We start from the raw sequence: 25,657 nt of genomic DNA on the forward strand, positions 1-25,657 counted from the left end.
CTTTCACCAGACCGAGCAACACAATCGACCAAGTTGTCGTCTTTTTCTCAATTTTTGGATTGCGATCACAGCTCAACTGTCCACTTTGAGCCGCGAACCGCATTTTTCCCATGAGTAAGGAACAACTCGACGGCGCCCAAGCGCTGATCAAGACCCTCGACGAACTCGGCATCGAATACATCTTCGGATACTCCGGAGGGGCCGCGATCCCGATCTTTGATGCCCTCGAAACGGTCAAGACGAAGATGAAGTTCATCCTCGTCCGCCACGAACAAGGCGCTGTCCACATGGCCGACGGCTATGCCCGGGCAACCGGTCGGCCGGCCGCCGTGTTGGTCACTTCCGGCCCTGGTGCCGGCAATACCATCACCGGCTTGATGACCGCGCAAATGGACTCCGTGCCCATGATCGTGCTCTGCGGTCAAACCGTTTCCTGGATGCTCGGCAAGGACGCATTCCAAGAAGCCGACATTTTCGGCATCACCACCCCGGTGGTGAAACACAACTACCTCGTCAAGAACACCAACGACCTTCCCAAGGTCGCTCGCGAGGCTTATCACATCGCCACCACAGGCCGCCCCGGTCCTGTGCTCATCGATATTCCGAAGAACATTTCTCAGGCCCCCTTCTCCGGCGACCTGGAACCGGAACTCGATCTTCCCGGCTATCATCCGGAGCGCGCTTTCCAGATCGACCTTTCCGCCGTCGATGAGGCCGTGCAATTGCTGGCTCACTCTCGCCGTCCGATCATTTTGGCCGGTCAGGGAGCCATGATCTCTCGCGCCGGAGAAGAACTGATGAAGCTCGCCGAGACGCTTCAAGCCCCCGTGACCAATACCCTTCTGGGCAAGGGCGTTTTCCCGGAGACTCACAAGCTCTCCCTCGGCATGCTCGGCATGCACGGCACCGCCTATGCCAACAAAGGCATGGTCGAGGCCGACCTCATCCTGAACATCGGCTCCCGTTTCGACGACCGTATCATCGGCCAAGCAGATAAATTCGGTGCCCACGCCAAGATCATCCACATCGACATCGATCCCGCCGAAATGGGAAAGATGATCACTCCCCATGTGCAGATCATCGGCGACGCGAAAGCCGCTCTCATCGAACTCAACAAACGGGTCAGTCAACTCGACACCACCGAGTGGATTTCCACCATCCAAGGCTACAAGAAGAAGTTTCCGCTCAGCTACAAGAAGCAAGGCGGGCTGCGCATGCAGCAAGTCATCGAAGAACTCTATAAGCAAACCGAAGGCAAAGCCATCGTCACCACCGACGTCGGCCAGCACCAGATGTGGGCCGCCCAGTTCTTCCTCAACGATCGCCCCTACGAATGGGTGTCGTCTGGAGGAGCCGGCACGATGGGCTTCGGCTTCCCGGCCGCCATCGGCGCACAGCTTGCCTGCCCGGAAAAAACGGTCATCTCCATCTCCGGTGACGGCGGTTTCCAAATGACTCTTTTCGAACTCGCGACGGCCGCCATTCATAAGCTGCCCATCAAGATTGTGGTCCTCAACAACCACTACCTCGGCATGGTGCGCCAGTGGCAGGAGCTGTTCTTCGAGAACCGGGAATCCGGCGTGGATCTCCACGGCAACCCCGACTTCTGCAAACTCGCATCCGCTTACGGCATCCCCAGCGTCAATATCAAGCGCCCGGCCGATGTCACCCGCATGATCAAGAAAGCCCTCGCCTACAACGATGGCCCCATTCTGATCCACGCCGAATGCGTCAAGACCGACAACGTGTTCCCGATGATCCCCGCAGGCGCCGCCCTCGAGGACATGCTCACCGAGCCACCTAAGCGCAAGCTCGCCAAGCCCACGGGTTCCACGTGATCCGTTCTCTTGAATTTCCAACCTTCCAACCTGAATCACTCCGTGAGCACCTCCGTCATTTCCGACACTCCCGCGACTGAAGATCTCGGCGCGGGAACCCACACCCTCTCCGTTTTCGTCAACAACAAGGCCGGCGTGCTGATGCGCATTTGCCAGGTCTTTGCCCGCCGTGGCTTCAACATCGATTCCCTCGTGGTCTCGCAAGGCCGCTCTCAGCGCTTCTCGCGCATGACCATCGGCATCTCAGGCGACCCCCAAGGCCTTGAGCAAATCATCAAGCAAGTCAGCAAGCTGATCGACGTCATTCATTGTTCCGAGCACAACTCGGACGACGCCGTGACCCGCGAATTGTGCATGGTGAAAATCAAATGCTCCCCTTCAGAGCGCTCCCAAGCCCTCCAGATCACCGAGCATTTCTCCGGTAAAACCGTCGACCTCACGCCCAGCTCGATGATCGTCATGATCACGGGCGACAGCCCGAAAATCGATGCGGCCATCACGATGTTCTCTCAATTTGAGATCATCGAGACCGTCCGCACCGGCAAGGTCGTCATGGCCCGCGGCGAGCAGCCGACTTAAAACTGAGATCTGAATTGGAGGTCGAGTGACCATTTTGGAACATGTTTCCAATGAACAAATGGCACTCGACCTGCTGTTTTTCGAGTTGCGACTAGAGAATACCCCCTCTTGGTCGATCAGTTCGAATTCTCCACACCTAATTCAAGTCCATGAAACTTCAGCTCACGGTAGTCGCTAGCATTGCGGCCGCCCTCAGTGCCCAAGGGGCCTTGGTCTCCTACTGGAACTTTAACGGCCTGTCGATTTCGACGGCGTCCACTCCAGGATCGGGAGGAGTCCCTACTTCCATCAGCGCGGATCAAGGGAGTGGAAGCCTTGATCTCTCCAACTGGACAGGAACTGTCGATGACTTTGGCGGTACGACCCTCAACGCGCTCGATTCTGACCCTTCAGAAGAGTCTCTGAGTTTGGTCGGGAATATCGGCAACGGCAGCTTCATTGAGATCGGTGTGAACCTGACGGACTACTCGGATCCTGTCATCACCTTCTCTACGCGGGGAACAGGCACGGGATTCAATTCAGGAATTTGGTCATACAGCATCGACGGAATCAACTACTTCGATCTCGCCATCAATACCGCCAGCAATAGCAGCACGTTCGCCCTCCAAACGGTCGACTTTTCATCGGAAGACACCCTTGATGGAGCATCATCGGTCACTTTCCGCTACACTCTTACCGGCGCCTCTTCAACTTCGGGTAACAACCGCATTGATAACCTTCAGATCAATGCCGTTCCCGTCCCAGAGCCCACTTTCGCCCTTCTCGGAGGACTCGGACTTCTTGGTTTGATGCGTCGTCGCCGCTGATCAGATCTTCCATCACTTCCTCAAAAAGGCGCCAGGTTTCGAACCTGGCGCCTTTTTATCTCTCTAAATATCAAGGAACAGAACTCATTTGGCAGGCAGGATGCTTTGTCCACGGTTAGCCCACGAGCGTCCTTCGTTCAGTGCGGCCAAACCATGCAGCCAAAGACTCCCATGAAGATCGAAAATCCAATCCTACTCGCCCTCGCCCTCGCCTTCACCTCGCTCTCCGCTCACGGCGCGGTCGTTCTAAATGAAGTGATGGCATCCACCACCGGAGCGGATGCGGAGTTCATCGAACTCTACAACACCGGAGGCTCTCCGATCGACCTGAGTGGCTGGGAAATCCGCCTCTACGAAAGCGATGCCGGAGCCTCCCTTGGGAGCCTCGACGGAACCGTCTCGATCACCGTAGGAATCATTCAACCCGGAGGATACTTTCTCATCGGCAACGATGAATTTGTCACCGACTACGGCATCAATCCAGATCTTCTCGACTCCAGTCTTTCGATTGAAAACAGCTCCGTCACGATCCAACTGGTCGACTCGCTCGGGGGCTCTGAAGACATCGTTTACATGACCGATGGAGGTGCGGGCGACATGGCGAACATTGCGGGCGATACCTTGATCACGCCTTCCATCTCCATTGGCCCCGATGGCTCCTTCTTTCCCGCTGGATTTACCCGCGACACCCCAGGCGGAAGCACCGCGAGTATTCTTGAATTCTCTCCCTCCCCCGCCCCTTCCGCCACCCCAACAGCAGCGGTGCCCGAGCCCTCATTGGCCCTTTTGAGCGTTCTCGGAGTGCTCTTGGGTTATCGGCGTCAGCGCTGACACTCCTGTCCGCGAAACCATGCTGGAACCGGATTCTGGTGGACATCCGGGGCATTTTTCGCCGTTTCAAGGGGATTTCCGTGTCAAGCACCGGAACTCGTTCATTGACACAAGATTCGCGATTCCTAAGCTCCGCGCGTCCTCGCCGGGGCACGCGACGGCATTTGCGTGCTGAAATCGGCCTCGACGACGCAAACCTCATCCACCGAGACTAACGATGGCTACACGCAAAAAGACCGCCAAGAAAGCGGCACCCAAGGCGGCCTCCAAGGGCCCGAAATACGTTTACACCTGGGGCAACGGCAAGGCCGACGGCCACGGGAAAATGAAGGAACTCCTTGGCGGCAAGGGCGCCAACCTCGCAGAAATGACCCTCATCGGTCTTCCGGTGCCTTCCGGGTTCACCATCACCACCGAGGTCTGCACCTACTACTACGCCAACAAGCGTACTTACCCGAAGACACTGCGCGCCCAAATGGAGGCCGGTGTCGCCAACATGGAGAAGATCATGGGCTACAAGTTCGGTGATTCCGAGGGCTTCCCGCTCCTCGTCGCCGTCCGTTCCGGCGCCCGCGACTCCATGCCGGGCATGATGGACACCGTCCTCAACCTTGGCCTCAACGACAAAACCGTCAAAGCTCTCGCCAAGGCCACCGACAACGAGCGTTTCGCTTGGGACTGCTACCGCCGCTTCATCCAAATGTATGGTGACGTGGTGCTCGGTGTGCAAAAGCGTGAAGGAGAAGACCACGAGCCATTCGAAGAAGTCATCGAAGCCTTCAAACACGAAGTTTACGGCAAGGACATCGTCGATTCCGACCTCACCGCCGAGGACAACCAAGAAATGGTCAAGCGTTTCAAGGCCCTCGTCAAAGAGCGCACCGGCAAGGGCTTCCCGGAAGATCCGTGGGAGCAGTTGGAAGGCGCTGCTGGTGCCGTGTTCGGTTCCTGGATGAATGACCGCGCGATCGTCTATCGCCGCAAGTATGGCATCCCTGCTGAATGGGGCACCGCCGTCAACGTGCAGGCCATGGTCTTCGGTAACACCGGCCCGAACTCCGGTTCCGGGGTGGCCTTCACTCGTAACCCGGCCAACGGTGAAAACGAGCTCTACGGTGAATTCCTCGTCAACGCCCAAGGCGAAGACGTCGTCGCCGGCGTTCGTACGCCCGATCCGGTTGCCGGAATGGCTCAAGCCCTGCCCCAGGCCTACAAGGATCTCCTCAAGGTTCGCCAAATCCTTGAAAAGCACTTCACCGACGTTCAGGACGTCGAGTTCACCATTCAGGATGGCAAGCTGTTCATGCTTCAAACCCGGAACGGCAAGCGCACCGCTGCCGCCGCTCTGAAGTTCGCTGCCGACATGGTGAAAGAAAAACTCATCACCTGGCAAACGGCTGTCCTTCGCAACCCGGCCGATCAGCTGGACCAACTTCTGGCTCCCGTCTTCGACGCTGCCGAAATCAAGAAAGCCAAGGAGATCGCCAAGGGTCTGCCCGCCGGTCCGGGTGCCGCTTCGGGCAAAATCTATCTCAACGCCGATCGCGCTGCCGCGGCTGCCCAAAAGGGTGAGAAGGTGCTCCTCGTTCGCGTCGAAACCTCTCCGGAAGACCTTCGCGGCATGATCGCTGCCGAAGGCATTCTCACCTCCCGTGGCGGGGTTTCCTCCCACGCCGCTCTCGTCGCCCGCCAAATGGGTAAAGTCTGCATCTGTGGCGCTTCCGCCGTGGAGATCGATTACGAGAAGAAAACCGTCAAGGCCAGCGGCGAGTCCTTCAAGGAAGGAGACTTCCTCTCCATCGATGGCACCACTGGCGTCGTTTACGGCGGCGAAGTCGCCACCGCTCCTTCGGAAATCATCACCGGCCTCATCAGCAACAACAAGGCTGCGCAGAAGACCGAGAAGTTCCAAAACTTCGTCCAGCTCATGGAATGGTGCTCCAAGGCCACCAAAATGGGTGTCCGCACCAATGCCGACACTCCAGAGCAAGTGAAGAATGCCGTTGCTTTCGGAGCCGAAGGCATTGGCCTCACCCGGACCGAACACATGTTCTTCGAAGGTGACCGCATCGACGCGATGCGCGAAATGATTCTGGCCGACAACGAAGTGAACCGTCGCAAGGCCCTCAAGAAACTCCTCCCGCACCAGCGCAAGGACTTCTTCGGCATCTTCAAGGCCCTCGATGGCAAGCCGGCCACCATCCGTCTCCTGGACCCGCCGCTCCACGAATTCCTGCCCCACACCAAGGAGCAGCAACTCGACCTCGCCAACAAGATTGGCATTCCGGTGGAAACCATCATGCAGCGCGTTCACGACCTGCATGAGTTCAACCCGATGCTCGGTCACCGGGGTTGCCGCCTCGCCATCTCCTATCCGGAAATCGCCGAGATGCAGGCTCAGGCCATCTTCGAAGCCGCTGCTCAGTGCGTGAAGAAGAACATCCCGGTCCACCCGGAAGTGATGGTCCCGCTCGTCGGCTATGCTCGCGAACTTCAACTCCAAGTCGAAATCATCCACCGCGTCGCCGCGGAGGTGAAGGAGGCCAAGGGCGTCGAGTTCGACTACCTGGTCGGCACCATGATCGAAGTTCCACGCGGTGCCGTCACCGCCGACGAGATCGCCGAGTATGCTCAGTTCTTCTCGTTCGGCACGAACGACCTGACCCAAACCGCTCTCGGCGTCAGCCGCGACGACATGGGCTCGTTCCTCAACAGCTACACCGAGAACGACATCTATCCGAAGAATCCGTTTGCTTCGCTCGACGCCACCGGTGTCGGCCAGCTGATGGAAATCGCCGCCGCCAAGGGCCGCGCCACCCGCCCGGGCATCAAGCTCGGCATCTGCGGTGAGCACGGTGGTGACCCATCGTCGGTCACCTTCTGCCACAAGCTCGGTCTCAACTACGTGTCCTGCTCGCCTTACCGCGTGCCTGTCGCCCGCCTTGCCGCTGCCCAAGCAGCGATCAACAGCGGCGATGCTCCGGTTGCCAAGAAGGCCACCAAGAAGAAGACCGCCAAGAAGGCGGCCCGTAAGGCCAAGTAAATCCTTCGCCCTTAGATCCTAGGACCTGAGGGTAACTTCCCTAAAGCCGTTCCGGTTCACTCCGGAGCGGCTTTTTTTTTCAACGGCACCTAACTTCCATCGTCGTGGCACACGGCTTGAGCGGACTTTCGTGAAGCCCCACTCCCATCTGTCATTCCCCTGCCCTGAAGAGTTGTTCCCCGGTTATTCACATCGCACGCGGGCGGACTTCCAAGCTCCAATGCCCCCAAAGAAACCAGCAACCTGCTCTCGAACTCTTCCATCGTGAATCGCTTGAGACGCGGAGCGGAAGATATTCACTTCGACGTCCGCCTTGCGCATCCTCCTCGGCCACCATGCAGCTTGCGCTCTTCGATGCAGGCCGCACCCATCGAATGCAGTTGTCGCGTCACCCGTTCTGCCCCTCGGCCGATCCCGCACTTCCACAGATTTTCGTCTCTTGAGGTCCTCCATCTCAACGATCAAAGGCGAACACCTCGTCATCCTCGTGCTTCTTACCGAGAATCCGCTCACGGATGATTTCTCCCGCAATGACGCTGTAAGTTATGCCGTTACCACCGTAACCGAGGGCGAAAAGACAACCGGGCATTCCTGGCTTCTCTCCGAGATAGGCAAGGCCATCGGAAGTCTCTCCAAACGTGCCCGCCCATCCGTAAGCCACCTCCATCGGCAACTCCGGGAACATCTTCCGGAATCGATTCTCCAACTTTCCGAGCTTCTTCGACAGCGCCTTTCCCCTCACACCCGGTCGCCGAAAAGGGACGTCCTCTCCCCCCAAAATCGCCCGGCCATCGCGATCCGTTCGGAGATAGAAGTAGGGCCGTGCACTTTCCCAGAGCAGACAGTCTTTCCACCACCTCTGCGCCATCGGCTCACTGGCCAGAGCGAACGACTGGTGAAGAGATACCAGCTTCCCCACATCGAAACACTCCACCGCCTCGTATCCAGAGGCGACCACCACCCATCGAGCGCCGACATGCCCACGGTCCGTCACCAAGTGCATGCTACCCGAGCGATCGCGCGTGACCTCAGTGACCTCCGTCCGATCCAAAATTCGAACTCCTCGACCAGCGGCCACCGCTAGGAGGCCATGAGCGAGGCGATACGCGTCCACCTCCGCAGCCTGTGTCGATGCCAACGCCAGTGGATGGGACAATCCCAGCCGATCCTTCACCTCGCTCGCGGCCCAGGTATCGACATCAATTCCAATCTTCCGCCGGGCCACAGCTTCGCGCCTCAGGACATCGACATCCCTTTCCTGTGAGGCGAGGTACACACTGTCCTTGCGCGCAAATCCACAGTCGTCTCGAAGCCCAAGCAACTGAATTCGATCCTCCAGCAAGTCGATGCTCCGATGGCACGCCAGATATGCACGCTCGGCGCGCTCTCGACCATGCCTCTCCATAAGATCGATCAAGTGGGTATCGATCTCATACTGTAGCAAAGCCGTGCTGGCGCTCGTGCTACCATGGCACACATCTCGACGGTCCAGCACGACCACGTCATGACCATCCGCCGACAAAGCTTCGGCGAGAATTGCCCCGGTGATTCCCGCTCCGAGCACCGCGACATCGCACTTCGTGTTTCCCTCCAACGAAGGATAAACACCGAGGATGCCATTCTTGACGGCCCAATACGGGTGTTCTGAGGTCAGGTTCATTCTTCGACCCGTTCCTGACTCAAAATCATGAACCCGTAGGCCGGCAATGGCAGCGCTCCCAGATGATTCTCCGCAACCTCGATCGCAGGTTCCCCGACATCACTGAAGGCCTCGCTGTAGCCTTCCCAATCCGCATTGAATCGGACCTTCCATGATCCCGGCGCAGGAAATGGAAGTTCGTAGAAGTCATAAGATTGAGCGGTCAAATTCATCACCACCATCGTGCTGTCGCCCGGCCCGCCTTCGTCCCATCGATGCCAGCCGAGCACCTTCGATTCGGCATCAACACGGGTGAACTCAGTGTGCTGGCCGCAGAGTCCGCGAGTCTGCATGTCCAAATTTCTCCGCAGGCGGATGAGATCTCTGAAGGCCGCCCGAATGCCTTCAAATCGCTCGGCTTTCGACCAATCCAGAGGCTCGTGATCGTCAAAAGCCCCATCTTCCAAGAACTCCTGCCCTTGGAATAACATCGGAACTCCCGGTGAGGTCATCGGAATCGCCGCTCCCAAAAGCGCCCGCCGTTGGGCCCATTCCCCCTGTGGGGCCTCACCATCAATCCCGCTCGTCGTACGACTTCTCCCGTTGGCCACCATGTCGTGGCTCTCAAGAAAGACCACCCTCCGGAAAACATCTCCTTCGGGGGCGTGACCGATCGCTTCCGCCACTCGATCCGCATCTCTCCCAGCATCATCGGGACACTCAATCATCTCTTTCAAGGGAAACACGAAACCTTGCTCCCATTGAGTATCAAAACCCCCACCCCCTTGATCAATCCAAGTCGTCAGCGCCCGATTGTCGCCAATGTCTTCAGCAATCGAGTAGACGCGTGACGAGTGCAGCTTCAGGTCCTTGTTGATCCACTGCATCACTTGCCAGCCTTCTGGGATTTCCTCTGGCTCGGGCACCTCGACATCCACGGTGCGAATGAAGGCCACAGCATCCAAACGCAATCCATCGACTCGGAACTCCTCCACCCACATCAAGGCATTGTCGCGAAGGTATTGGCGCACCTCTGGCCGTCCATAGTCAGGGCGCGTATCACCCCATGGGGTCTTGGATCTCCAGTCGTTATAGAAGTAGATCCCACCCTTGCCATTTTCGCTCCACCCATCGAACTGCCACAGATCCAGCTCTGAGGGACCAAAGTGATTGTAGACCACATCCAGAATCACCGCGATACCCCGCCGATGGGACTCCTTGACCAGTCGCTTCAATCCATCGGGACCGCCGTAACTGTCTTCTACGGCAAACGGATGATTCACGTTGTAGCCCCAAGAATGCATTCCGGGGAATTGGGTCGGTGGCATCAACTCAATCGCGTTGACCCCTAACTCAACTAACTTGTCGAGCTTGCCGATGACATCGTCAAAGGTTCCATCCGCGTGTTCCCCCTCAGGAGCAAAGGTCCCAATATGCAACTCGTAGATCACCACTTCGTTCAAAAGAGGAGCCTCGAACTCGACGCCTTCCCAATCAAATTGATCACGGTAGATCTTCGAATTCCCCGTATGCGGATCGACCACACGGGCACGGGGATCCGCCTTCAGCAAACAGTGTTCGCCGTTCTTCAGCCGGAATTTGTACGCTTGCCCCTCAGCCGCCTCTGGCACCCACCCAGACCAATGGCCGGCATCCTCCCCCACCAACTCCATTCCCGGGTCAGCCCAATCACAAAAGTCCCCCGTGACCCACACCTGCTCGGCGTAGGGTGCCCACACTCGAAAATCGACACCTTGCTCTCGAACAAGAGCTCCCAAACCTTCACCACGAGCCTGTGGAAGCTGCTCGTTTTCTGTCGATAATGCCCCAACGTCCGCTCCTTCGAGCTCCAATGTGGATTTCATGGTAGTGCCGTACTTCCAGCCTGCCGAATGCCAGCCTTACGAACCTCCCAAGTGCTTGATCCTGCTTTCTCAAGCTCAGCACCTCCCTCCACCCCCGCGCAAAAAGCCCGAATCCCACGCGGCATTTTGCCCTATCGCAGGATGAATGATGCCCCTTCCGTCGTCCACCGATCGAGCCTTGAATCTTGCCAGTTCCCCCCCAGCGGAAAGAATGAAACCATGCACCGCCAGCCCCTGCTCGACGCCCTTGAAACCTACTTTTCTCGCCATCCCGCCGAGGCCGAAACCGTGGGACCATTTCGTCAATTCGTCGAAGCCGAGCCCGATTGCTTTGAACGCCATCTTTCAAAAGGCCATGTCACAGGCTCGGCGTGGATTCTCAGTTCCGACCAACAACGAGTTCTTCTCACCCACCATCGCAAACTGAATCGCTGGCTGCAGCTCGGTGGCCATGCGGACGGGGATCCTGACGTCCTCGCAGTCGCCCTTCGTGAGGCGCGTGAAGAATCGGGCCTCCATGACTTTGAACTCGTCCTCCCAGGGATTTTCGACCTCGATATCCACCCGATTCCCGCCAGGGCCAGCGAGCCCGCGCATTTTCACTACGATGTCCGCTACCTACTTCTCGCGACAGGCGATGAGTCCTACACAGTCAGCGAAGAGTCCCATGACCTGAGTTGGGTCCCTCTTTCGGAAGTACCCCAGCGAGTCCAGGAAACTTCGATGCTTCGCATGTTGGAGAAGTGTCAAAACATCCAACCAGGCATCGCCTGATCGCCTCATTCCGGGTTCGTGCTCATCTTGCCGACTCACTTCAGACCGCGATCTGGAACCCCTGTCGTCGTGCCCAGGCCGTCACCCATCGCCACTCCACAGCCATCGGAGCCCGATTCCGATAGCCTCGCACCTGGATGACCCGCCGCTGCGGCACCTCGACTTCGAGCGTCAACAAGCGCTTCTCGCATCCGTCGATCTCGCTCACACATGAGAAAATCGCCGACCTTCCCGACAAACATTTTCGCCAATAGCCTGCGACGCAGTGCCTGAGTTCACGAGCCTCATGCTCCAGTTCGAGAAGTGACAACCGCTCCTCAAAGCGGATGGTCGTTCCCCTCCATGACCGCACGGACTCCCGGTATTCAAACTCCAGCAGCCCTGACATTGGAGACCAGCGGGCTCGACTGCGATTCCGCAAGCTGCGTCGGATGGCGACATCCTCAAGCGCCGTTTCGTTCTCCAATTCGGATTCCCGGCCCAGGGACTGAGCCAAGAGACGCCAATGTTCACGACAACACCGGAGCAGATCGCTCATCGGCAAGCGCAGAAGTTCATGGACGTAGGCATCCCTCCCCATCGCCAGTTGGAGTTGCAGGATTTCCGCCACCCACTCGAACGATCCAGCCGATCCCGCGGCCGACCACTTTTGCAACAGCCGCGACCAAACCGCTTCATGGAGAAAGTCTCCAACCATCGAGGAGTGAAGGACTCGTTCAACAAACTGCTCCGGTGCTCCCAACACCTTCATTTGCCCCCATCGAATCGCTTGGGCCATCGACAAGTTCGGGGGTGCTTGGAGAGCCGCGTGGAGCGCGCGGTTGCTGATTTCTCGGGGAAAGCTTTCTAACTTTCGAAGGCTGCGACCTTGAGCCAGGGCACAAAACCAATCGCGAGAGGGACAGCGCAGGGAACCTCGTTCCCACCACACGCTCTGGAATCCGCTAGGAACTGGCCACTCCTGCCAAAGATGACGCAAGAATCCTCCCATGGTATCCGCCACCGAACCTCGTTCCGCTCCCTCCCAGGAAAGCGGATCACGAGCCCACTCAGGCTCATAGGCGGCACAACGCAACAGCATCGCTGCTCCGGTTGCTGCCGGGAAATCGGGTTGATGCAACAAATGGGATCGGAGCACCAAGGAGCGAAGCAATCGGATGCAAGGTTCCCGAAGCGAATCCCAATCGCTTGATTGGCGAAAAATGGTGTTCCATTGCCGCGCATGGCGGCGAAGAGCAAGAGAGTGGATGTCAGCAGCGACCCATGGTTCTCCGCGAACCACAGCCTCCAGCATCGCTGCCTCCTTCCAACGAAGGCACGTTGACATATTCAAGATGAGAAGCACCGGAATTTCCGGCAATGCATTTCAGGCACGTGCGCGATCGCGCACGTACAACCCAGCGACTCGCGGAATCACCGCAGTCGCTTTCTCATCAGGAATGACCTTTCACCATGAACATGGTCCCGATGGTCTAACTTACTCTTCGCTCCAAGGCAAGCCCGACCAACTGCATTGCTGGGTCCGCTTGAGGACGAACCCTTGCATCGACCCTTTCCGCATTTCAGAGTTCCCTCGCTTCGTCGCGAGTCCAAGAATCCCTCCCGCCCCATGATCCGTCCGCCCTTCCAACCGGTCGCCGCGCTCAAATGGCTGGCTCTGCTTCTTCCGATGGCGGCGGTGGTCGGCTCGGTATCCGCCCTTTTTCTCTGGTCACTCGACGCCGTGACCCGTGTTCGATTCGAATTCCCATGGCTGCTCTACCTGCTGCCTGTTGCCGGAGTCATCGTAGGCACCCTCTACCACCGTTTCGGCGGCAAATCGGGCGGCGGCAACAATCTGATCATGGACGAGATCCACGAACCCGGCGCAGGCGTGCCGCGGAGGATGGGAGTCTTCGTTTTGCTGGGTACTCTCGTAACGCACCTCTTTGGAGGCTCTGCAGGTCGCGAAGGTACCGCCGTGCAAATGGGGGGAAGCGTCGCAGCTGCCTTTGGAAAGGCCCTACGGATGGACGCTGCCAGTCTGCGAATCCTGCTCATGGCTGGCGTGGCAGCAGGCTTCGGTTCCGTGTTCGGCACCCCCATTGCTGGCGCGGTTTTCGCCCTGGAGGTCCTCGTCATTGGCCGCATGCAGTATGATGCCCTCGTCCCGTGCTTTCTGGCCTCCTTGGTCGCCGATTGGACCTGTCGATCGTGGGGCGTGGGTCATGCCCACTACTTCGTTGCCGTGACCGGCCCCGAGCCTCACCTGCTGCTCATCGGCAAAGTACTGCTTTCCGCTGTCGCCTTCGGACTCACGGGAGCACTTTTCGCCTGGCTCATGCATCGACTTGGCAAGTGGCTCACGCAGTTGATCCCTCGGCCGGAATGGCGTCCTGCGGTCGGTGGACTGGTCGTCATCGTCCTCTTCTTCCTTGCAGGGACACCCGACTACCTCGGCCTCGGCGTGCTCGGCAATCGGCCCGAAGCGATCACTTTGCCCGCCTTCTTTTCCTCCGCCGAGATCCCCGCCAGCGCTTGGCTGTGGAAACTCGCCTTCACCGCCGTAACTCTTGCTGCGGGCTTCAAAGGAGGAGAGATCACGCCCTTGTTTTTCATCGGTGCCGCACTTGGAAATGCTCTCGCCCATCTTCTTGGAGCTCCGGTGGACCTCTTCGCAGCCCTCGGATTTGTCGCCGTCTTCGCGGCCGCGACCAACACGCCATTGGCTTCCACCCTGATGGGCATGGAATTGTTCGGCGCTGGCAATGGTCTTTATCTCGCCGCCGCTTGCATCATTGCCTACCGCTTCAGCGGCCATAGCGGCATCTACGCCTCCCAGCGTTTGGCCGTGCCGAAATTTCACAGCGACTCCGAAGGCTCCTGAGTGGACTTTGGCCGCCGACCCCGCAAGACCAGAAGTCCCGCCAGCGAAAAATACGGGAACGTCAGCAAAGCCAAGGTTCCCAGACGAATCCTAAAGCCATCATCGAGGACCACGGCATTCATCAGCGAACTCGCGGTCAGGACTGAAAACGCCAAGGTGGAGATCCCCATGGCCATAAAAAACATCCACCAGAGAAGCCGCGAACTCTGCAACAATTTCACGGCAAATGGCGCCACGAGAACACACAACATCGCGAGGAGATACCCGCTCAGTGAAATTCCATCCCTTGCCTCAAGCGAGGCAGGATATCGGAGCATTTTGAAAATCTCGAGCCACAACTGATAACCCCAATCCGTTCGGGTCCCTCTGATCGAGTGGGTGTCATCAAACAATGGCAGTACCTGCATCACCGCAAATAGCGCCCATCCCAATCCCAACAGCACGCGGGCGAGACGGCCGGTGCGGTGCCGTGCCCGCCAACCGTTCTCAACACCGCCCGAATCTCTCATTTGTTGGAACTTTCTAAGCCAAAACCTCGCTTCGGTTCACCCATCCTCCGACCACCAATCCCAACAACCCCAGCGCCAAAACACCGGAATCACCCACGACCGCATACAGCGAAAACGACGGATGCTTGGGGATCTCCACCTCCACCAGCAATGACCCGCGCGTCAAATGGCTCCCTTGTTCGTCGCGCAGTTCCTGAACCGTGCCAGTGGTGGGATTGACCGTGCTGCCCCGGGTATCGATGGCCGCGCTCACCCCCGTGTTCGCACAACGCACCATGGGCCGTCGCAATTCGATCGCCCGAAACCGGGCATTCGCGAAATGCTGAGCCGCCGCTGGACTGTCCTTGAACCAACCATCATTGGTCACATTCACGATCACCTGAGGACCGCCACGCACAAACTTCCGCAACAAGCGGGGCACGGTATCCTCAAAACAGACCGAAGGGATCACCCCGAATTCTTCACCGTTCACCTGCGCGGACAATGGCTCCAGCGACACCCCTTTCGAAATGGCCCCCGCATACTGAGCACCCGACTGCTGCTCGTAGATTTTGCGCAGAAAGGGTAGCTCCTCCACCCATGGGATGTATTCCCCAAACACCACCAAGTGATGTTTGCGAAAGGTCTGCATCGCCCCGCCAGGCTGCAACATCACCAGAGAGTTCCACACTCGGCCGTCTTCCTTCCTTACAAGTTGGTCACCCAAGCGAACGCCCTCTTCTTCGAGCAGCCCTAACACCAAAGTGAATTCCCCATCAGGGTTCACCACCGACCACGTATCCAGGTTTTCTTGCCAAGTGGCCCAGGCCCCCTCGTTATCTCGCAGAATCCGCCCGTCGAGTGACACCTCGGGCCACAGGATCCAATCCGGACGTGCCAGCTCCACCAACTCGCCTTCCTGAGCAGCGCGAATTTTTGCCTCATTGGCCGCCTCGACCTGTTTCAGTCCCGCTAGAGTTTCATCTTCATAACCAAAATGGATCTCCTCGGATGTCCACAAGCGCCGCGCTGCCTCCTGCGGAATGTCGAGCTGAACCAAAAGCGCCTGAAGGCGAATCGAGTCCCCTTTCCCCTCGCGACTCAAACGCCAAACACCGTAGCAAAACGAGAGTGCCACCAAAACCGCGGCCACCCCGAAGTCGATGTGGGGTCTCAGCTTTCCCGCCCGGGCCTCCGCCACCAATCGGCGACCCGTTTGCACGATCACAGCCTGCAAAAACACCGGCACAAACGCCAGGCCGCAAATCCCTAGCAGATCCGCCGACTGCGCCATGACCGGAGTTCGATGGAATCCCACCCCCAGCGTATTCCAGCCGAATCCCGTAAACAGCCATCCACGAAGCCACTCCAGAACGCACCAGACCGCCGCCGCACTCAACGCGATCCTCAGCGATTTCCACGAAGCCTGCCAATGGCCTGCGCGCACCACCTCCTTCTGCCGCATCTTCATGGCAATCCGGCTCTCATCTTTCGGAGCGCGATCGATCCACGGATGAACGACCTTGGCCACCCAAGCTCCCCAAAGAGCTGGAAAGAGGGCAAGGTAGGTACTCAGTGCCACCCACCCTGCGGAGCTGACTTCCGTGAGCCAATGGAGACTGATCAGGAAACTGCTGAAACCCATCAGCCAGCCCAAGCCGAACCCTTTCCAGCCTCTCCGTCCCTCCAAAGACCACAATGCGAGCAATGCGGGCAGCAATGCCACCCACACCAGCCCTCCGCCATCATACGGCGGCAAAACCAAGGCACTGCCCGCCCCGCTCGCCACCGCGGCTACCAGACGCAGCCACGGTCCTGACTTTCCGAGCTTCATCTCAGCCCATGCGCGCCTGCGCGTCGGCCTCGATCGCGGCCCACAGTTGAGCCAAACCTTCCGTCACTCCCGCTTTTGCAGCTGCCAACTCCCCTCCAGGCTGAGAACGCCCAAACAGGTAGAACTTGATCTTGGGCTCGGTTCCCGAAGGTCTAACGGCAAAGGATCGACCGTCCTCAAGATCAACAAACAGCATCCCTTCCTTGGGAAGCTCGTCCCCTTCCTCATCGAAAATCGTCTGCGTGGCAAAATCCCGCACCTTCTCGACCTTCGCTCCATCGATCTCGATCGGTGGGTTCTCCGAGTAGGACTTCGCCAAAGCCTGAATCTTCGCAGCCCCATCAGCCCCCTCCATCACCATCGCTTTCCCTTGTTCAAGGAAATAGCCGAATTCCGAATAAATCTCATCGAGCAAATCAGGCAAAGTCGATCCCACCGACTTCGCGTAGGCCGCCACTTCGGCAAACATCACGGTGGCACCGTTCGCATCCTTATCGCGGACAAAATCACATCCGAGATAGCCGTAGCTCTCCTCGCCCCCAAACAGGAAGAATCGCGAAAACTCCAATCGCAGCTTGCGTGTCGTGTCCTCATCGAGATCCCGATAGTCCACCCCCTTTTTGTCCGCCGGAATGGCGTCCTCATACTTGCCCAGTTTCGAGGCGATGTACTTGAATCCCGTCAGCGTATTCACCACGGCGATCCCAAATTTCGCGGCGATCGCACTCTGCAACTCGGTGGTCACGAAGGTTTTCACCAACACGGCACGAGCACGGGTGGTGTCGTTGAGCCAACCGATATCGAAAGCAGCCTTGCACCGGTACCATGCCATCAACGATCCAATCTGGTTTCCGGTCAGCAAGCGCATGGTCCCCGAGCCGTCTCGTGCCACCACCCCCATCCGGTCACTGTCCGGGTCGGTGCCGATCACAATTTCGGCGGCTTCCTTTTCCGCCAGCGCCACCCCCATCTCCAACGCTTCCGCATTTTCCGGATTCGGGGATTTCACCGTCGGGAAGCGCCCATCGCGGACATCTTGTTCTGGTACTGTGAGGACCTCAAATCCCAGCTCCCTCAGCATCGGCACCGAGATATGCCCCCCCGTGCCATGGAGATTGGTGAACACCACCTTGGTTGAGCTGCCTTCCAACAACGAAGGCTGCATCAACAGCGAGCGGAGTCGGTCCATGTAGCGGCGATCCGCTTCCGCACCCAAAATCGTCACCGTTCCGCGCTCTCCTTCCGGCAGCGCGTCGAACTTCTCGCTATCGATCGCATTCACCTCCGTGATGATCCCGGTCGCGTGCGGCTCGACGATTTGGGCACCGTCGGTGAAGTAGGCCTTGAAACCATTGTCGTGTGACGGGTTGTGACTGGCTGTCAACACCACCCCGGCATCCGCGCGCAGTTCACGGATCGTAAAGGAAAGCTGCGGGGTCGATCGCGCATCTTCGAAAAGCCAAGCATCACAACCCAATTCCGATGCGGTCTTCGCGCAGAACTCGGCGAAATCCCTTGAGAAATGCCGCGTGTCATGGGCAAACACCAACTTCGGTTTCCGCCCGCTGCCCACGTGCGCCTTCACATAGGCGATGAGTCCACGCACGGCGCGGGAGACGTTGAAAAAGTTCATCGAGGCCGTTCCCACGCACGGGTGCTCCGGACGGTCATTCGGGCCACCTTTGCCCTGTTCGACTGAAGTGACCTTTCGGCCGATTGTCCGGCCCCGCAGGCCACCGGTACCAAAGGCAAGGGTCTTGAAAAACCGGTCATTCAATTCCTGCCATTCGCCTCCCTGCGCGAGCTCCTGCACCGTCGCCTCCGCCACTGGCGAAGCCGCTCCGGAAAGCAGGAGATCAATATTTTTGCGGGAGCTTTCGAGAAGATTTCCGGCCGACACGGCCTGGTCGAGAAGGGCAGCAAGTTCGCTCATGTCGGGCTCGGATACTAGAGCCGACCTGCCCGCTGGCAATGCCCGCTTGCGTGGAAATTGCAGGGAATCGACGGGACCACCAATTCCATCACCACGGCCACCCGAGAGGTCACGCCGCGTCCCCGATCTGACGGTCGACGTCTTCGCGAAGGTGTTTGATGATATAATCCTGACGATCCGGAGTGTTCTTACCCATATAAAATGTGAGCAACTCCTTGACGCCCTTACCTTCCTCGAACTCGACGGGATCAAGGCGCATGTCCGGCCCGATCATGAATTTGAACTCGTCCGGCGAGATTTCACCCAGCCCCTTGAACCGGGTGATCTCGGCCGACTTGCCCAGTTTCTTTAAGGCAGCCACTCGTTCTTCCTCGCTGTAACAATAGATCGTCTCCTTCTTGTTGCGCACCCGGAACAGCGGCGTTTGGAGAATGTGCAGGTGACCTTCACGAATCACTTCCGGAAAGAACTGCAGGAAGAAGGTGAGCAGCAGCAATCGGATATGCATGCCGTCGACATCCGCATCAGTGGCGATCACGACCCGTGCGTAACGCAGACCTTCAATTCCTTCCTCGACTCCGAGAGCTGCCTGCAAAAGCGCAAATTCTTCATTCTCATAGACCACCTTCTTGCCCAAACCAAAGGTATTGAGCGGCTTGCCGCGCAAAGAGAACACCGCTTGAGTTTCCACATCGCGGCTCTTGGTGATCGATCCAGAGGCCGAATCACCCTCGGTGATGAACAGCGTGCTCGCCTCACGCAGCTTGTGCTTGGTGTCGAGATGGGCACGACAGTCCCGAAGCTTTTTGTTGTGCACCTTCGCCTGCCTGGCGCGTTCCCGGGCCATCTTCTGGATGCCCTTCATGTCCTTGCGTTCGCGCTCTGCCGCCAAAATGCGTTTCTGCATCGCCTCCGCCGCTTGCGGATTGCGGTGCAAGTAGTTGTCGAGGTGCTCTTTGAGGAAATTGACGATGAAAGTCCGCAGCGTTTCTCCCTCCGGCGCCACGGTTGCAGAACCAAGCTTGGTCTTTGTCTGCGATTCAAAGACCGGTTCCTCAATCCGCACCACCAAGGCAGCCTCCAGGCCTGCGCGGATGTCGGACGGGTCATACTGCTTCTTAAAGAAGCCGCGAACCACCTGCACGATGGCCTCGCGAAACGCCGCTAAGTGAGTTCCGCCTTGAGTGGTGTTCTGGCCATTCACGAAGGAATAGTATTCCTCACCACTCTCCGCCGTGTGAGTGAATGCAATCTCGATGTCCTTGCCCTTGAGATGCACCGGCCCGTAAAGGGGTTCGTGTTCCATCTCCTCGCGGAGCAAATCCAACAAGCCATCCTTCGATTTGAATTTGCGACCGTTGAACACCAAGGTCAGCCCGGGATTCAAGTAGCTGTAGTAGCGGCACATCCGCTCAACGTAGGCCGGCTTGAATCCGGTCCGTGCGGGGAAAATGCTCCGATCCACCTCAAACGCCAATCGCGTTCCTGCCTGCCCGGCATCTGATCGGGGAGTCTTCATCTCCTCGACCACCTCACCCTTGGAGAACTCAATGGCTTTGGTTTTCCCATCACGCCAAGCTTGGATCTCGAAAAAACCGGACAGGGCATTGACCGCCTTGATCCCCACACCGTTGAGTCCCACCGACTTCTTGAAAGCTTCGCTGTCGTACTTCGCCCCCGTGTTGATCTGGGCTGCACAGTCGTAGAGTTTCCCCAGCGGGATCCCGCGTCCAAAGTCACGCACCTCCACCCGTCCTCGGTCGTCGATCCCGATGTGGATCTCCTTGCCGTGCCCCATGATGTGCTCGTCGATCGAATTATCGACCACCTCCTTGAGCAGGATATAGACGCCATCATCCGGTGACGAACCATCGCCGAGCTTGCCGATGTACATTCCGGGGCGGAGGCGAATGTGCTCCCGCCAGTCCAGGGACTTGATGTCGTCTTCGGTGTAGTCAGCCATGCGAATCCTTCGGTTTCGTTAAGGGATAGGTCCGGCGGCTCGATGAGGCAAGGCTGGGGTGGCTTTCCCTCCCGCAGTTCCTCGGCATCAAAGACAAGCGCCCTGCGCGCTCGGCTCTCATCATAGGAACGACCCCTCTCCACGGGGAAAAAGGAAATGTTTCGTGACCCGCAACGACCTTGCGTGTCGAGGCACTCGGCTCCAATGTGGCTGGCGATGAGCGATGTGCCGCAATTGGTGAAAGACGATCCGTGGTTGGAACCCTATGCGAACCGGATCGAGGAACGCATGCTGCGCTTCAAGGCCACACGAGCTCACCTTGCTCGACTGGGTGGCGGCAGCCTCAAGGATTTCGCGAACGGCCACTGCTTGACCGGCATCCACCGCGAACCCGATGGCAGTTGGATAGCCCGAGAATGGCTCCCCGGTGCCAAAGCCGTCAGCCTCATTGGAGATTTCAATGACTGGAAGGCCGATTCCCATCCCTTCCAGAAAGGCGAACAGGGCGTGTGGGAACTCTGGCTTCCAGCCGATGCCATCCAACATGCCGATCGGGTCAAATTGCGCATCGCAGGTGCCGATGGAAGCATCCGCGACCGCATTCCCGCCTGCATCCAACGCGCCGTCCAGGACCCCGAAAACCACGATTTTTCAGGGCAGGTTTGGGCTCCATCGGAGCCCTACAAATGGCGACATGAGTTCGACCCCTCCACCATCCAAGTTCCCCGAATCTACGAAGCCCATGTCGGCATGTCCGGCGAAGAAGGACGAGTTCACACCTATCGCGAATTCGCAAATACGGTGCTGCCGCGCATCGCTCGACTCGGCTACAACACCCTGCAACTGATGGCCATTCAGGAGCACCCCTACTACGGCTCCTTCGGCTATCACGTCTCGAATTTCTTCGCGGCCTCATCCCGCTTTGGCACGCCGGAGGATCTCAAATACCTCATCGACACCGCTCACGGCCTGGGTCTCGCCGTGCTTCTCGACGTCGTCCATTCCCATGCCGTGAAAAATCTGGCAGAGGGCATCAACGACCTTGATGGCTCCGGCGGACTCTATTTCCACGCCGACGATCGCGGTGAGCATCCGCAGTGGGATTCGAAGTGTTTTGACTACGGTCGCCCGGAAGTTCGTCGATTTTTGCTCTCCAACGTTCGCTACTGGCTTGAGGAATTTCATTTCGATGGCTTCCGCTTCGATGGCGTCACCTCAATGCTCTACTGGCACCGCGGCACCGCCGCCTTCGACCACTACGACAAATATTTCGTCCAGGACATCGACGAGGACGCCATTCTCTACCTCCAACTGGCGACTTCCCTCGCTGAAGAACTTCGCCCAGGGGCCCTGTTGATCGCAGAAGACATGTCGGGCATGCCAGGCCTCTGCCGACCCATTGCCGAAGGCGGCATCGGTTTCACGCACCGGCTTGCCATGGGGGTCCCCGACTTCTGGATCAAATTGCTCAAGCATTCCCGCGACGAGGACTGGAATCTCGATGAGATGTGGCACACCCTGATCAATCGTCGACATGGCGAGGCCAACATCGCCTATGCCGAAAGCCACGATCAGGCGCTTGTCGGCGACAAGACCCTGGCCTTCTGGCTGATGGATCAGGAAATGTACTGGCACATGGGAGTCGACGACCCCCATCCCGTCATCGAACGCGGGATTGCCCTCCACAAAATGATCCGGCTCGTGACTTTCGCTGTGGCAGGAGAAGGATGGCTCAACTTTATGGGCAACGAATTCGGCCACCCCGAGTGGCTCGATTTCCCACGGGAAGGCAATGGCTGGTCCTATCACTACTGCCGTCGTCAGTGGTCTCTGGTCGACAATCCCGCGCTCAAATACCGGTTTCTCAATGATTTCGACCGGGCCATGCAGCACCTCGGAGCGACCTTTGACCTCCCTGGCAATGCCCCGGTACATTGCCTCAACATCGATCCTGTGAACCGCGTATTGGTCTTCGAGCGAGCTGGCCTGGTGTGGGTCTTCAATTGGTCGTTCGAGCACTCGGTCCCTGGCTATCAGGTGAAAGTGCCGGGCAGCGGCAGCTATCACCTCGTACTTCACACGGACCGCCCCGAGTTCGGCGGTTTTGATCGCCTCGACGCCAGCATCCCCTACCCCGTCGATGAACATGGCCATCTCACCTTCTACACGCCGGCGCGAACGGCCCTGGTCTTCGCTCCCGCCGGAGAAGAGGATTAGCCGACAGCGAAACTAACGGCGCCAAGCGCCAACGGTGATCCCCAAGCCTCCCACCACAAAGATCAACGGAAACCACAGCGAATAGCCGGGGGCTTTCGATTCCCCTTTGAGCACCGCTTTCCGGGGCTGCTCAGGATTCACCAGGCAATCTTGGACGCTGCCCTTGGGATACTGTTCCACCAACGCCTCGGCGGCCGCGGGAGTGCTCGACCATGAAGCCCCACGGAGCCGATAGTGGTCGGACTCCCATTCCTTCCCCTCCCACTCGTAAATGTAGCGAACGTGAAAGCTAAACTCCTGCGGCATTTCTGGCGGCCAATCCGGATCGTCTCGTCTGGATTTCACTTCGGATTCCAGGATGGAGCACGGAACGACGGGCCAATGATCCACCTCTTCCGCGCGCAGGAAGCTTTTCCACATCAGCCATGAAAACACCCCGCCCAGGACGGCGAGGGCCAGCCCCACGAAGCTCAAATAGACGCGTGCTGCAACCGACCGCTTTTTCTTCACACCCCGCCGTATGCCGGGAGCCCGCAAGCGCCAAGGGAAATGCCCTTCGGATCCCTGGGTAGGCACGATTTCCTCTTTGACCCGAATCGCTGGAGAGATACCTAAGCCGCATGAGCAACTTCGCCGCACAAATTCAGGAAGACCTCAAAGCCGCCATGAAGGCCAAGGACGCCAATCGCTTGACGGTCATTCGCGCCCTCAAGACCGCATTGACCAACGCGTCCATTGAAAAAGGAGGTCTCGGCACCGAATTGACCGAAACCGAATCGATGGCCGTCGTCCGCAAACAACTCAAACAGCGCGAAGACTCCGCTTCCCAATTTGATGCCGCAGGACGGCCAGAACTCGCCGAAAAGGAACGGGCGGAAATCGAAGTCCTCCAAGCCTACCTCCCTGCCGCCCTATCTACTGAAGAAGTCGTTGCTTTGGTCGATGCTGCCATTTCCGAAACCGGGGCCACCACCAAGGCCGATATGGGCAAGGTCATGAAACTCGTTCAAGAACGCGCCGCCGGACGGGCCGATGGCAAAACGATCTCTCAAGAGGTCGCCAAGCGACTTTCCTGATGGCGTGCGACGCGATCATTGTCGCTTCGGGCAGCAGCCGGAGAATGGGCTTCGATAAGCTCGCCGCTGAATTGGCCGGAATCTCCGTGCTGCGCCGAACCGTCGCCGCTTTTCTCGGTTGTCCTGACATCCAGAGAGTCGTGGTTGTATGCCCGCAAGATCGATTCGACGCCCTCCTCTCCGACGTCGCCGATCAGGTATGCCGGGTAGATGGCGGACAGGAACGGCACTTTTCGGTTTTGGCGGGCCTCGCCGAGGTCTCCGCCGACCAGGTGGCTGTCCACGATGGCGCCCGTCCATTGATCACGCCCTCGGCCATTCGTGCCTGCCTCACGATTGCTCAAGAAACCGGTGCAGCAGCCTTGGCTCGCCCGGTAACGGAGACCCTCAAGCGCGCCAATGAAGAGGGTTTCAGTGATGGCGCGGTGTCTCGTGAAAACCTCTGGAACATGGAAACTCCACAAATTTTCCAGACCGGATTGCTCCGTCGCGCCTACGCGGAAGTTCTTTCCCGCAACCTCCTCGTTACCGACGAGGTGTCCGCCTTGGAAGCCCTCGGGGTGCCGACCAAGCTGTGCTTGTCGACCGCACCCAATCTGAAAATCACCCACCCAGCCGACCTCCACGTCGCCGGGGCCCTCCTCCGATCAGATTCCAGCCATGCGGGCCACCTACCATGAAACCCGGAGCCAGTCGGGGGTCCGACTGGCCATTGCCGAGCTCCCCGACAGCGAGTGCGCGGCGTTATCGATCCACCTTCCAGCAGGCTCCCGTGACGATCCCGCCGGACTTGCCGGTACCGCCCACTTCGTGGAGCACATGCTCTTCAAAGGCACGGAACGTCGCGATGCCCGCACAATCAGCATTGAAACGGAAGATGTGGGCGCGATGCTCAACGCTCACACTTCTGAAGACCAAACCAGTTACGAAGGCCGGGGCGATGCCGATACCCTGCCCCTCCTCGCCGACATCCTCTGCGACATGGTGTGGCACTCCCGATTCGCCCCTCCTGACATCGCTCTGGAGCGCGAAGTGATTGCCGAGGAAATCGTGATGTATGAAGAATCGCCCGGCGACCATATCGGCGATCTCCTATCTTCCGCCCTGTGGTCTCCCCATCCCTTGGGAGAACCCATTTCAGGCACCCTCGAAAGCCTCCGTCGCATCGACCGCAAGGCACTCCAGAAGTTCGCCGCCCTTCATCACCGGCGTCGGGATATGGTCGTCGCCGTAGCCGGACCCTTTTCGCCGCAAACCGTCGTCGATCTGCTCGACCCTCTTTTGCCCGAACTCACCGACGCGCTTCCCAGCTCCCGCTTTTCAGGCCTGCCGCCCGGAGAATCCGTGCGCATCGACGAACGGGAGACCCAGCAATTGCAACTGGCCATCGCCTACCCCACGTTCGGACGCCTCGACCCCCGACGTCATGCGCTGCGACTGCTGGCGATGATTCTGGGCGAAGGGTCGAGTTCCCGGCTCTTCCTCAAGCTACGGGAAGATCGCGGACTCTGCTACCATGTCTCCTGCGATGCCTCACTGTTGGAGGAAACTGGAGCCCTTGAATTCAATGCCGGTCTCGACCCGGAAAGTCGGGATGAGGCCATCGCCGTTTTCGAAGCGGAACTCGCCGAGTTGGCAGAAAACGGCCCCCACGAAGCCGAACTGGCGCGTGCCAAGCGTCTGTCGTTCAGCCAACACCGGGCTTCCATGGAAAACACCTCAAGTCATGCCGCTTGGGCAGCAGATTCACTTCTTCAACACGGTCGTATCCTCCATCCGCAAGAAGCGCTCCTTTCGGTCGAAGCCGTCACAGTGGCTGCCGTGCGCGAAGTTGCCCGCGACGTGCTCGCTAGCGGCAGCCGGGCCCGCGCTGAAATCCGCCCGTCCTGATCGACGGGCGGACTC

Annotated in this window: 19 protein-coding genes; 11 read left to right on the forward strand and 8 right to left on the reverse strand. The window is 58.5% G+C overall.

Annotated elements, in window-relative coordinates:
* Positions 1–110 precede the first annotated feature (110 nt).
* The 5 genes from ilvB to ppdK all read left to right on the forward strand — a co-directional run bounded on the left by ilvB (position 111) and on the right by ppdK (position 7,097).
* On the forward strand, positions 111–1,838 hold the full coding sequence (ilvB, locus tag HNR46_RS03985) for a biosynthetic-type acetolactate synthase large subunit (RefSeq protein WP_184016034.1): 1,728 nt from the start codon (positions 111–113) through the stop codon (positions 1,836–1,838).
* 42 nt (positions 1,839–1,880) lie between these two features.
* Positions 1,881–2,417 carry an acetolactate synthase small subunit gene (ilvN, locus tag HNR46_RS03990; RefSeq protein ID WP_343076010.1) on the forward strand — a complete coding sequence of 179 codons (537 nt, stop codon included), beginning with the start codon at positions 1,881–1,883 and terminating at the stop codon, positions 2,415–2,417.
* Between the two features lie 149 nt (positions 2,418–2,566).
* Positions 2,567–3,223, forward strand: a complete 657-nt coding sequence (locus HNR46_RS03995) for a PEP-CTERM sorting domain-containing protein (protein ID WP_184016036.1) — start codon at positions 2,567–2,569, stop codon at positions 3,221–3,223.
* A 171-nt stretch (positions 3,224–3,394) separates the two neighbouring features.
* Entirely contained in the window at positions 3,395–4,054 is a 660-nt protein-coding gene (locus HNR46_RS04000; RefSeq protein WP_184016038.1) for a lamin tail domain-containing protein, read from the forward strand.
* A 217-nt stretch (positions 4,055–4,271) separates the two neighbouring features.
* Positions 4,272–7,097 (forward strand): pyruvate, phosphate dikinase, encoded by a 2,826-nt coding sequence (ppdK, locus tag HNR46_RS04005; RefSeq protein WP_184016040.1) that lies wholly within the window; start codon positions 4,272–4,274, stop codon positions 7,095–7,097.
* Positions 7,098–7,551: 454 nt separating this feature from the next.
* Here ppdK and HNR46_RS04010 read toward each other — a convergent pair whose 3' ends face one another.
* Positions 7,552–8,757, reverse strand: coding sequence for an NAD(P)/FAD-dependent oxidoreductase (locus tag HNR46_RS04010; protein ID WP_184016041.1), 1,206 nt, complete (start codon positions 8,755–8,757; stop codon positions 7,552–7,554).
* Positions 8,754–10,601, reverse strand: a complete 1,848-nt coding sequence (locus HNR46_RS04015) for an alpha-amylase family glycosyl hydrolase (RefSeq protein ID WP_184016042.1) — start codon at positions 10,599–10,601, stop codon at positions 8,754–8,756. The genes HNR46_RS04010 and HNR46_RS04015 overlap by 4 nt, the downstream gene beginning before the upstream one ends.
* A gap of 219 nt (positions 10,602–10,820) precedes the next feature.
* Here HNR46_RS04015 and HNR46_RS04020 point away from each other — a divergent pair, with 219 nt between their 5' ends.
* Complete coding sequence (locus HNR46_RS04020; protein ID WP_184016043.1) at positions 10,821–11,375, forward strand: NUDIX hydrolase; 555 nt, start codon at positions 10,821–10,823, stop codon at positions 11,373–11,375.
* Between the two features lie 40 nt (positions 11,376–11,415).
* Here HNR46_RS04020 and HNR46_RS04025 read toward each other — a convergent pair whose 3' ends face one another.
* Positions 11,416–12,702 (reverse strand): PcfJ domain-containing protein, encoded by a 1,287-nt coding sequence (locus tag HNR46_RS04025; RefSeq protein ID WP_184016045.1) that lies wholly within the window; start codon positions 12,700–12,702, stop codon positions 11,416–11,418.
* A gap of 282 nt (positions 12,703–12,984) precedes the next feature.
* On the opposite strand from HNR46_RS04025, the gene HNR46_RS04030 reads away from it, so the two are divergent.
* The gene (locus HNR46_RS04030; protein WP_184016047.1) at positions 12,985–14,241 is read left to right on the forward strand and encodes a voltage-gated chloride channel family protein; all 1,257 of its coding nucleotides are present in this window, start codon (positions 12,985–12,987) and stop codon (positions 14,239–14,241) included.
* On the opposite strand, the gene HNR46_RS04035 is transcribed toward HNR46_RS04030, so the two are convergent.
* The 4 genes from HNR46_RS04035 to HNR46_RS04050 all read right to left on the reverse strand — a co-directional run bounded on the left by HNR46_RS04035 (position 14,217) and on the right by HNR46_RS04050 (position 20,459).
* Complete coding sequence (locus tag HNR46_RS04035) at positions 14,217–14,750, reverse strand: hypothetical protein (RefSeq protein ID WP_184016049.1); 534 nt, start codon at positions 14,748–14,750, stop codon at positions 14,217–14,219. The genes HNR46_RS04030 and HNR46_RS04035 overlap by 25 nt on opposite strands.
* 13 nt (positions 14,751–14,763) lie before the next feature.
* Complete coding sequence (gene lnt / locus HNR46_RS04040; RefSeq protein ID WP_184016051.1) at positions 14,764–16,563, reverse strand: apolipoprotein N-acyltransferase; 1,800 nt, start codon at positions 16,561–16,563, stop codon at positions 14,764–14,766.
* A 1-nt stretch (position 16,564) separates the two neighbouring features.
* On the reverse strand, positions 16,565–18,496 hold the full coding sequence (locus HNR46_RS04045; RefSeq protein ID WP_184016053.1) for a phospho-sugar mutase: 1,932 nt from the start codon (positions 18,494–18,496) through the stop codon (positions 16,565–16,567).
* A 109-nt stretch (positions 18,497–18,605) separates the two neighbouring features.
* Positions 18,606–20,459, reverse strand: a complete 1,854-nt coding sequence (locus tag HNR46_RS04050; RefSeq protein ID WP_184016055.1) for a DNA topoisomerase IV subunit B — start codon at positions 20,457–20,459, stop codon at positions 18,606–18,608.
* Positions 20,460–20,642: 183 nt separating this feature from the next.
* On the opposite strand from HNR46_RS04050, the gene HNR46_RS04055 reads away from it, so the two are divergent.
* Positions 20,643–22,676 (forward strand): alpha-amylase family glycosyl hydrolase, encoded by a 2,034-nt coding sequence (locus HNR46_RS04055; protein ID WP_343076011.1) that lies wholly within the window; start codon positions 20,643–20,645, stop codon positions 22,674–22,676.
* Between the two features lie 12 nt (positions 22,677–22,688).
* Here HNR46_RS04055 and HNR46_RS04060 read toward each other — a convergent pair whose 3' ends face one another.
* Positions 22,689–23,186: a DUF3592 domain-containing protein gene (locus HNR46_RS04060; RefSeq protein ID WP_184016057.1), complete on the reverse strand. Its 498-nt coding sequence runs from the start codon at positions 23,184–23,186 to the stop codon at positions 22,689–22,691.
* Positions 23,187–23,296: 110 nt separating this feature from the next.
* Here HNR46_RS04060 and HNR46_RS04065 point away from each other — a divergent pair, with 110 nt between their 5' ends.
* Genes HNR46_RS04065 through HNR46_RS04075 form a run of 3 tightly spaced genes read left to right on the forward strand, consistent with a single transcriptional unit; the run spans position 23,297 to position 25,642 of the window.
* Positions 23,297–23,752 (forward strand): GatB/YqeY domain-containing protein, encoded by a 456-nt coding sequence (locus HNR46_RS04065; protein WP_184016059.1) that lies wholly within the window; start codon positions 23,297–23,299, stop codon positions 23,750–23,752.
* A complete protein-coding gene (gene ispD / locus HNR46_RS04070) occupies positions 23,752–24,432 on the forward strand; it encodes a 2-C-methyl-D-erythritol 4-phosphate cytidylyltransferase (RefSeq protein WP_184016061.1) in 681 nt (226 codons plus the stop codon). Before HNR46_RS04065 ends, ispD begins: the two co-directional genes overlap by 1 nt.
* Positions 24,413–25,642 carry a M16 family metallopeptidase gene (locus HNR46_RS04075; protein WP_184016063.1) on the forward strand — a complete coding sequence of 410 codons (1,230 nt, stop codon included), beginning with the start codon at positions 24,413–24,415 and terminating at the stop codon, positions 25,640–25,642. Before ispD ends, HNR46_RS04075 begins: the two co-directional genes overlap by 20 nt.
* Positions 25,643–25,657 lie beyond the last annotated feature (15 nt).

The organism is Haloferula luteola (genome assembly GCF_014201715.1).
Classification (GTDB): domain Bacteria; phylum Verrucomicrobiota; class Verrucomicrobiia; order Verrucomicrobiales; family Akkermansiaceae; genus Haloferula; species Haloferula luteola.

Coding starts and splice junctions, on each gene's coding strand:
- ilvB (WP_184016034.1), top strand. CDS start 111: ATGAGTAAGGAACAACTCGACGGCGCCCAAGCGCTGATCAAGACCCTC.
- HNR46_RS03995 (WP_184016036.1), top strand. CDS start 2,567: ATGAAACTTCAGCTCACGGTAGTCGCTAGCATTGCGGCCGCCCTCAGT.
- HNR46_RS04000 (WP_184016038.1), top strand. CDS start 3,395: ATGAAGATCGAAAATCCAATCCTACTCGCCCTCGCCCTCGCCTTCACC.
- ppdK (WP_184016040.1), top strand. CDS start 4,272: ATGGCTACACGCAAAAAGACCGCCAAGAAAGCGGCACCCAAGGCGGCC.
- HNR46_RS04010 (WP_184016041.1), bottom strand. CDS start 8,757: ATGAACCTGACCTCAGAACACCCGTATTGGGCCGTCAAGAATGGCATC.
- HNR46_RS04015 (WP_184016042.1), bottom strand. CDS start 10,601: ATGAAATCCACATTGGAGCTCGAAGGAGCGGACGTTGGGGCATTATCG.
- HNR46_RS04020 (WP_184016043.1), top strand. CDS start 10,821: ATGCACCGCCAGCCCCTGCTCGACGCCCTTGAAACCTACTTTTCTCGC.
- HNR46_RS04025 (WP_184016045.1), bottom strand. CDS start 12,702: ATGTCAACGTGCCTTCGTTGGAAGGAGGCAGCGATGCTGGAGGCTGTG.
- HNR46_RS04030 (WP_184016047.1), top strand. CDS start 12,985: ATGATCCGTCCGCCCTTCCAACCGGTCGCCGCGCTCAAATGGCTGGCT.
- HNR46_RS04035 (WP_184016049.1), bottom strand. CDS start 14,750: ATGAGAGATTCGGGCGGTGTTGAGAACGGTTGGCGGGCACGGCACCGC.
- lnt (WP_184016051.1), bottom strand. CDS start 16,563: ATGAAGCTCGGAAAGTCAGGACCGTGGCTGCGTCTGGTAGCCGCGGTG.
- HNR46_RS04045 (WP_184016053.1), bottom strand. CDS start 18,496: ATGAGCGAACTTGCTGCCCTTCTCGACCAGGCCGTGTCGGCCGGAAAT.
- HNR46_RS04050 (WP_184016055.1), bottom strand. CDS start 20,459: ATGGCTGACTACACCGAAGACGACATCAAGTCCCTGGACTGGCGGGAG.
- HNR46_RS04065 (WP_184016059.1), top strand. CDS start 23,297: ATGAGCAACTTCGCCGCACAAATTCAGGAAGACCTCAAAGCCGCCATG.
- ispD (WP_184016061.1), top strand. CDS start 23,752: ATGGCGTGCGACGCGATCATTGTCGCTTCGGGCAGCAGCCGGAGAATG.
- HNR46_RS04075 (WP_184016063.1), top strand. CDS start 24,413: ATGCGGGCCACCTACCATGAAACCCGGAGCCAGTCGGGGGTCCGACTG.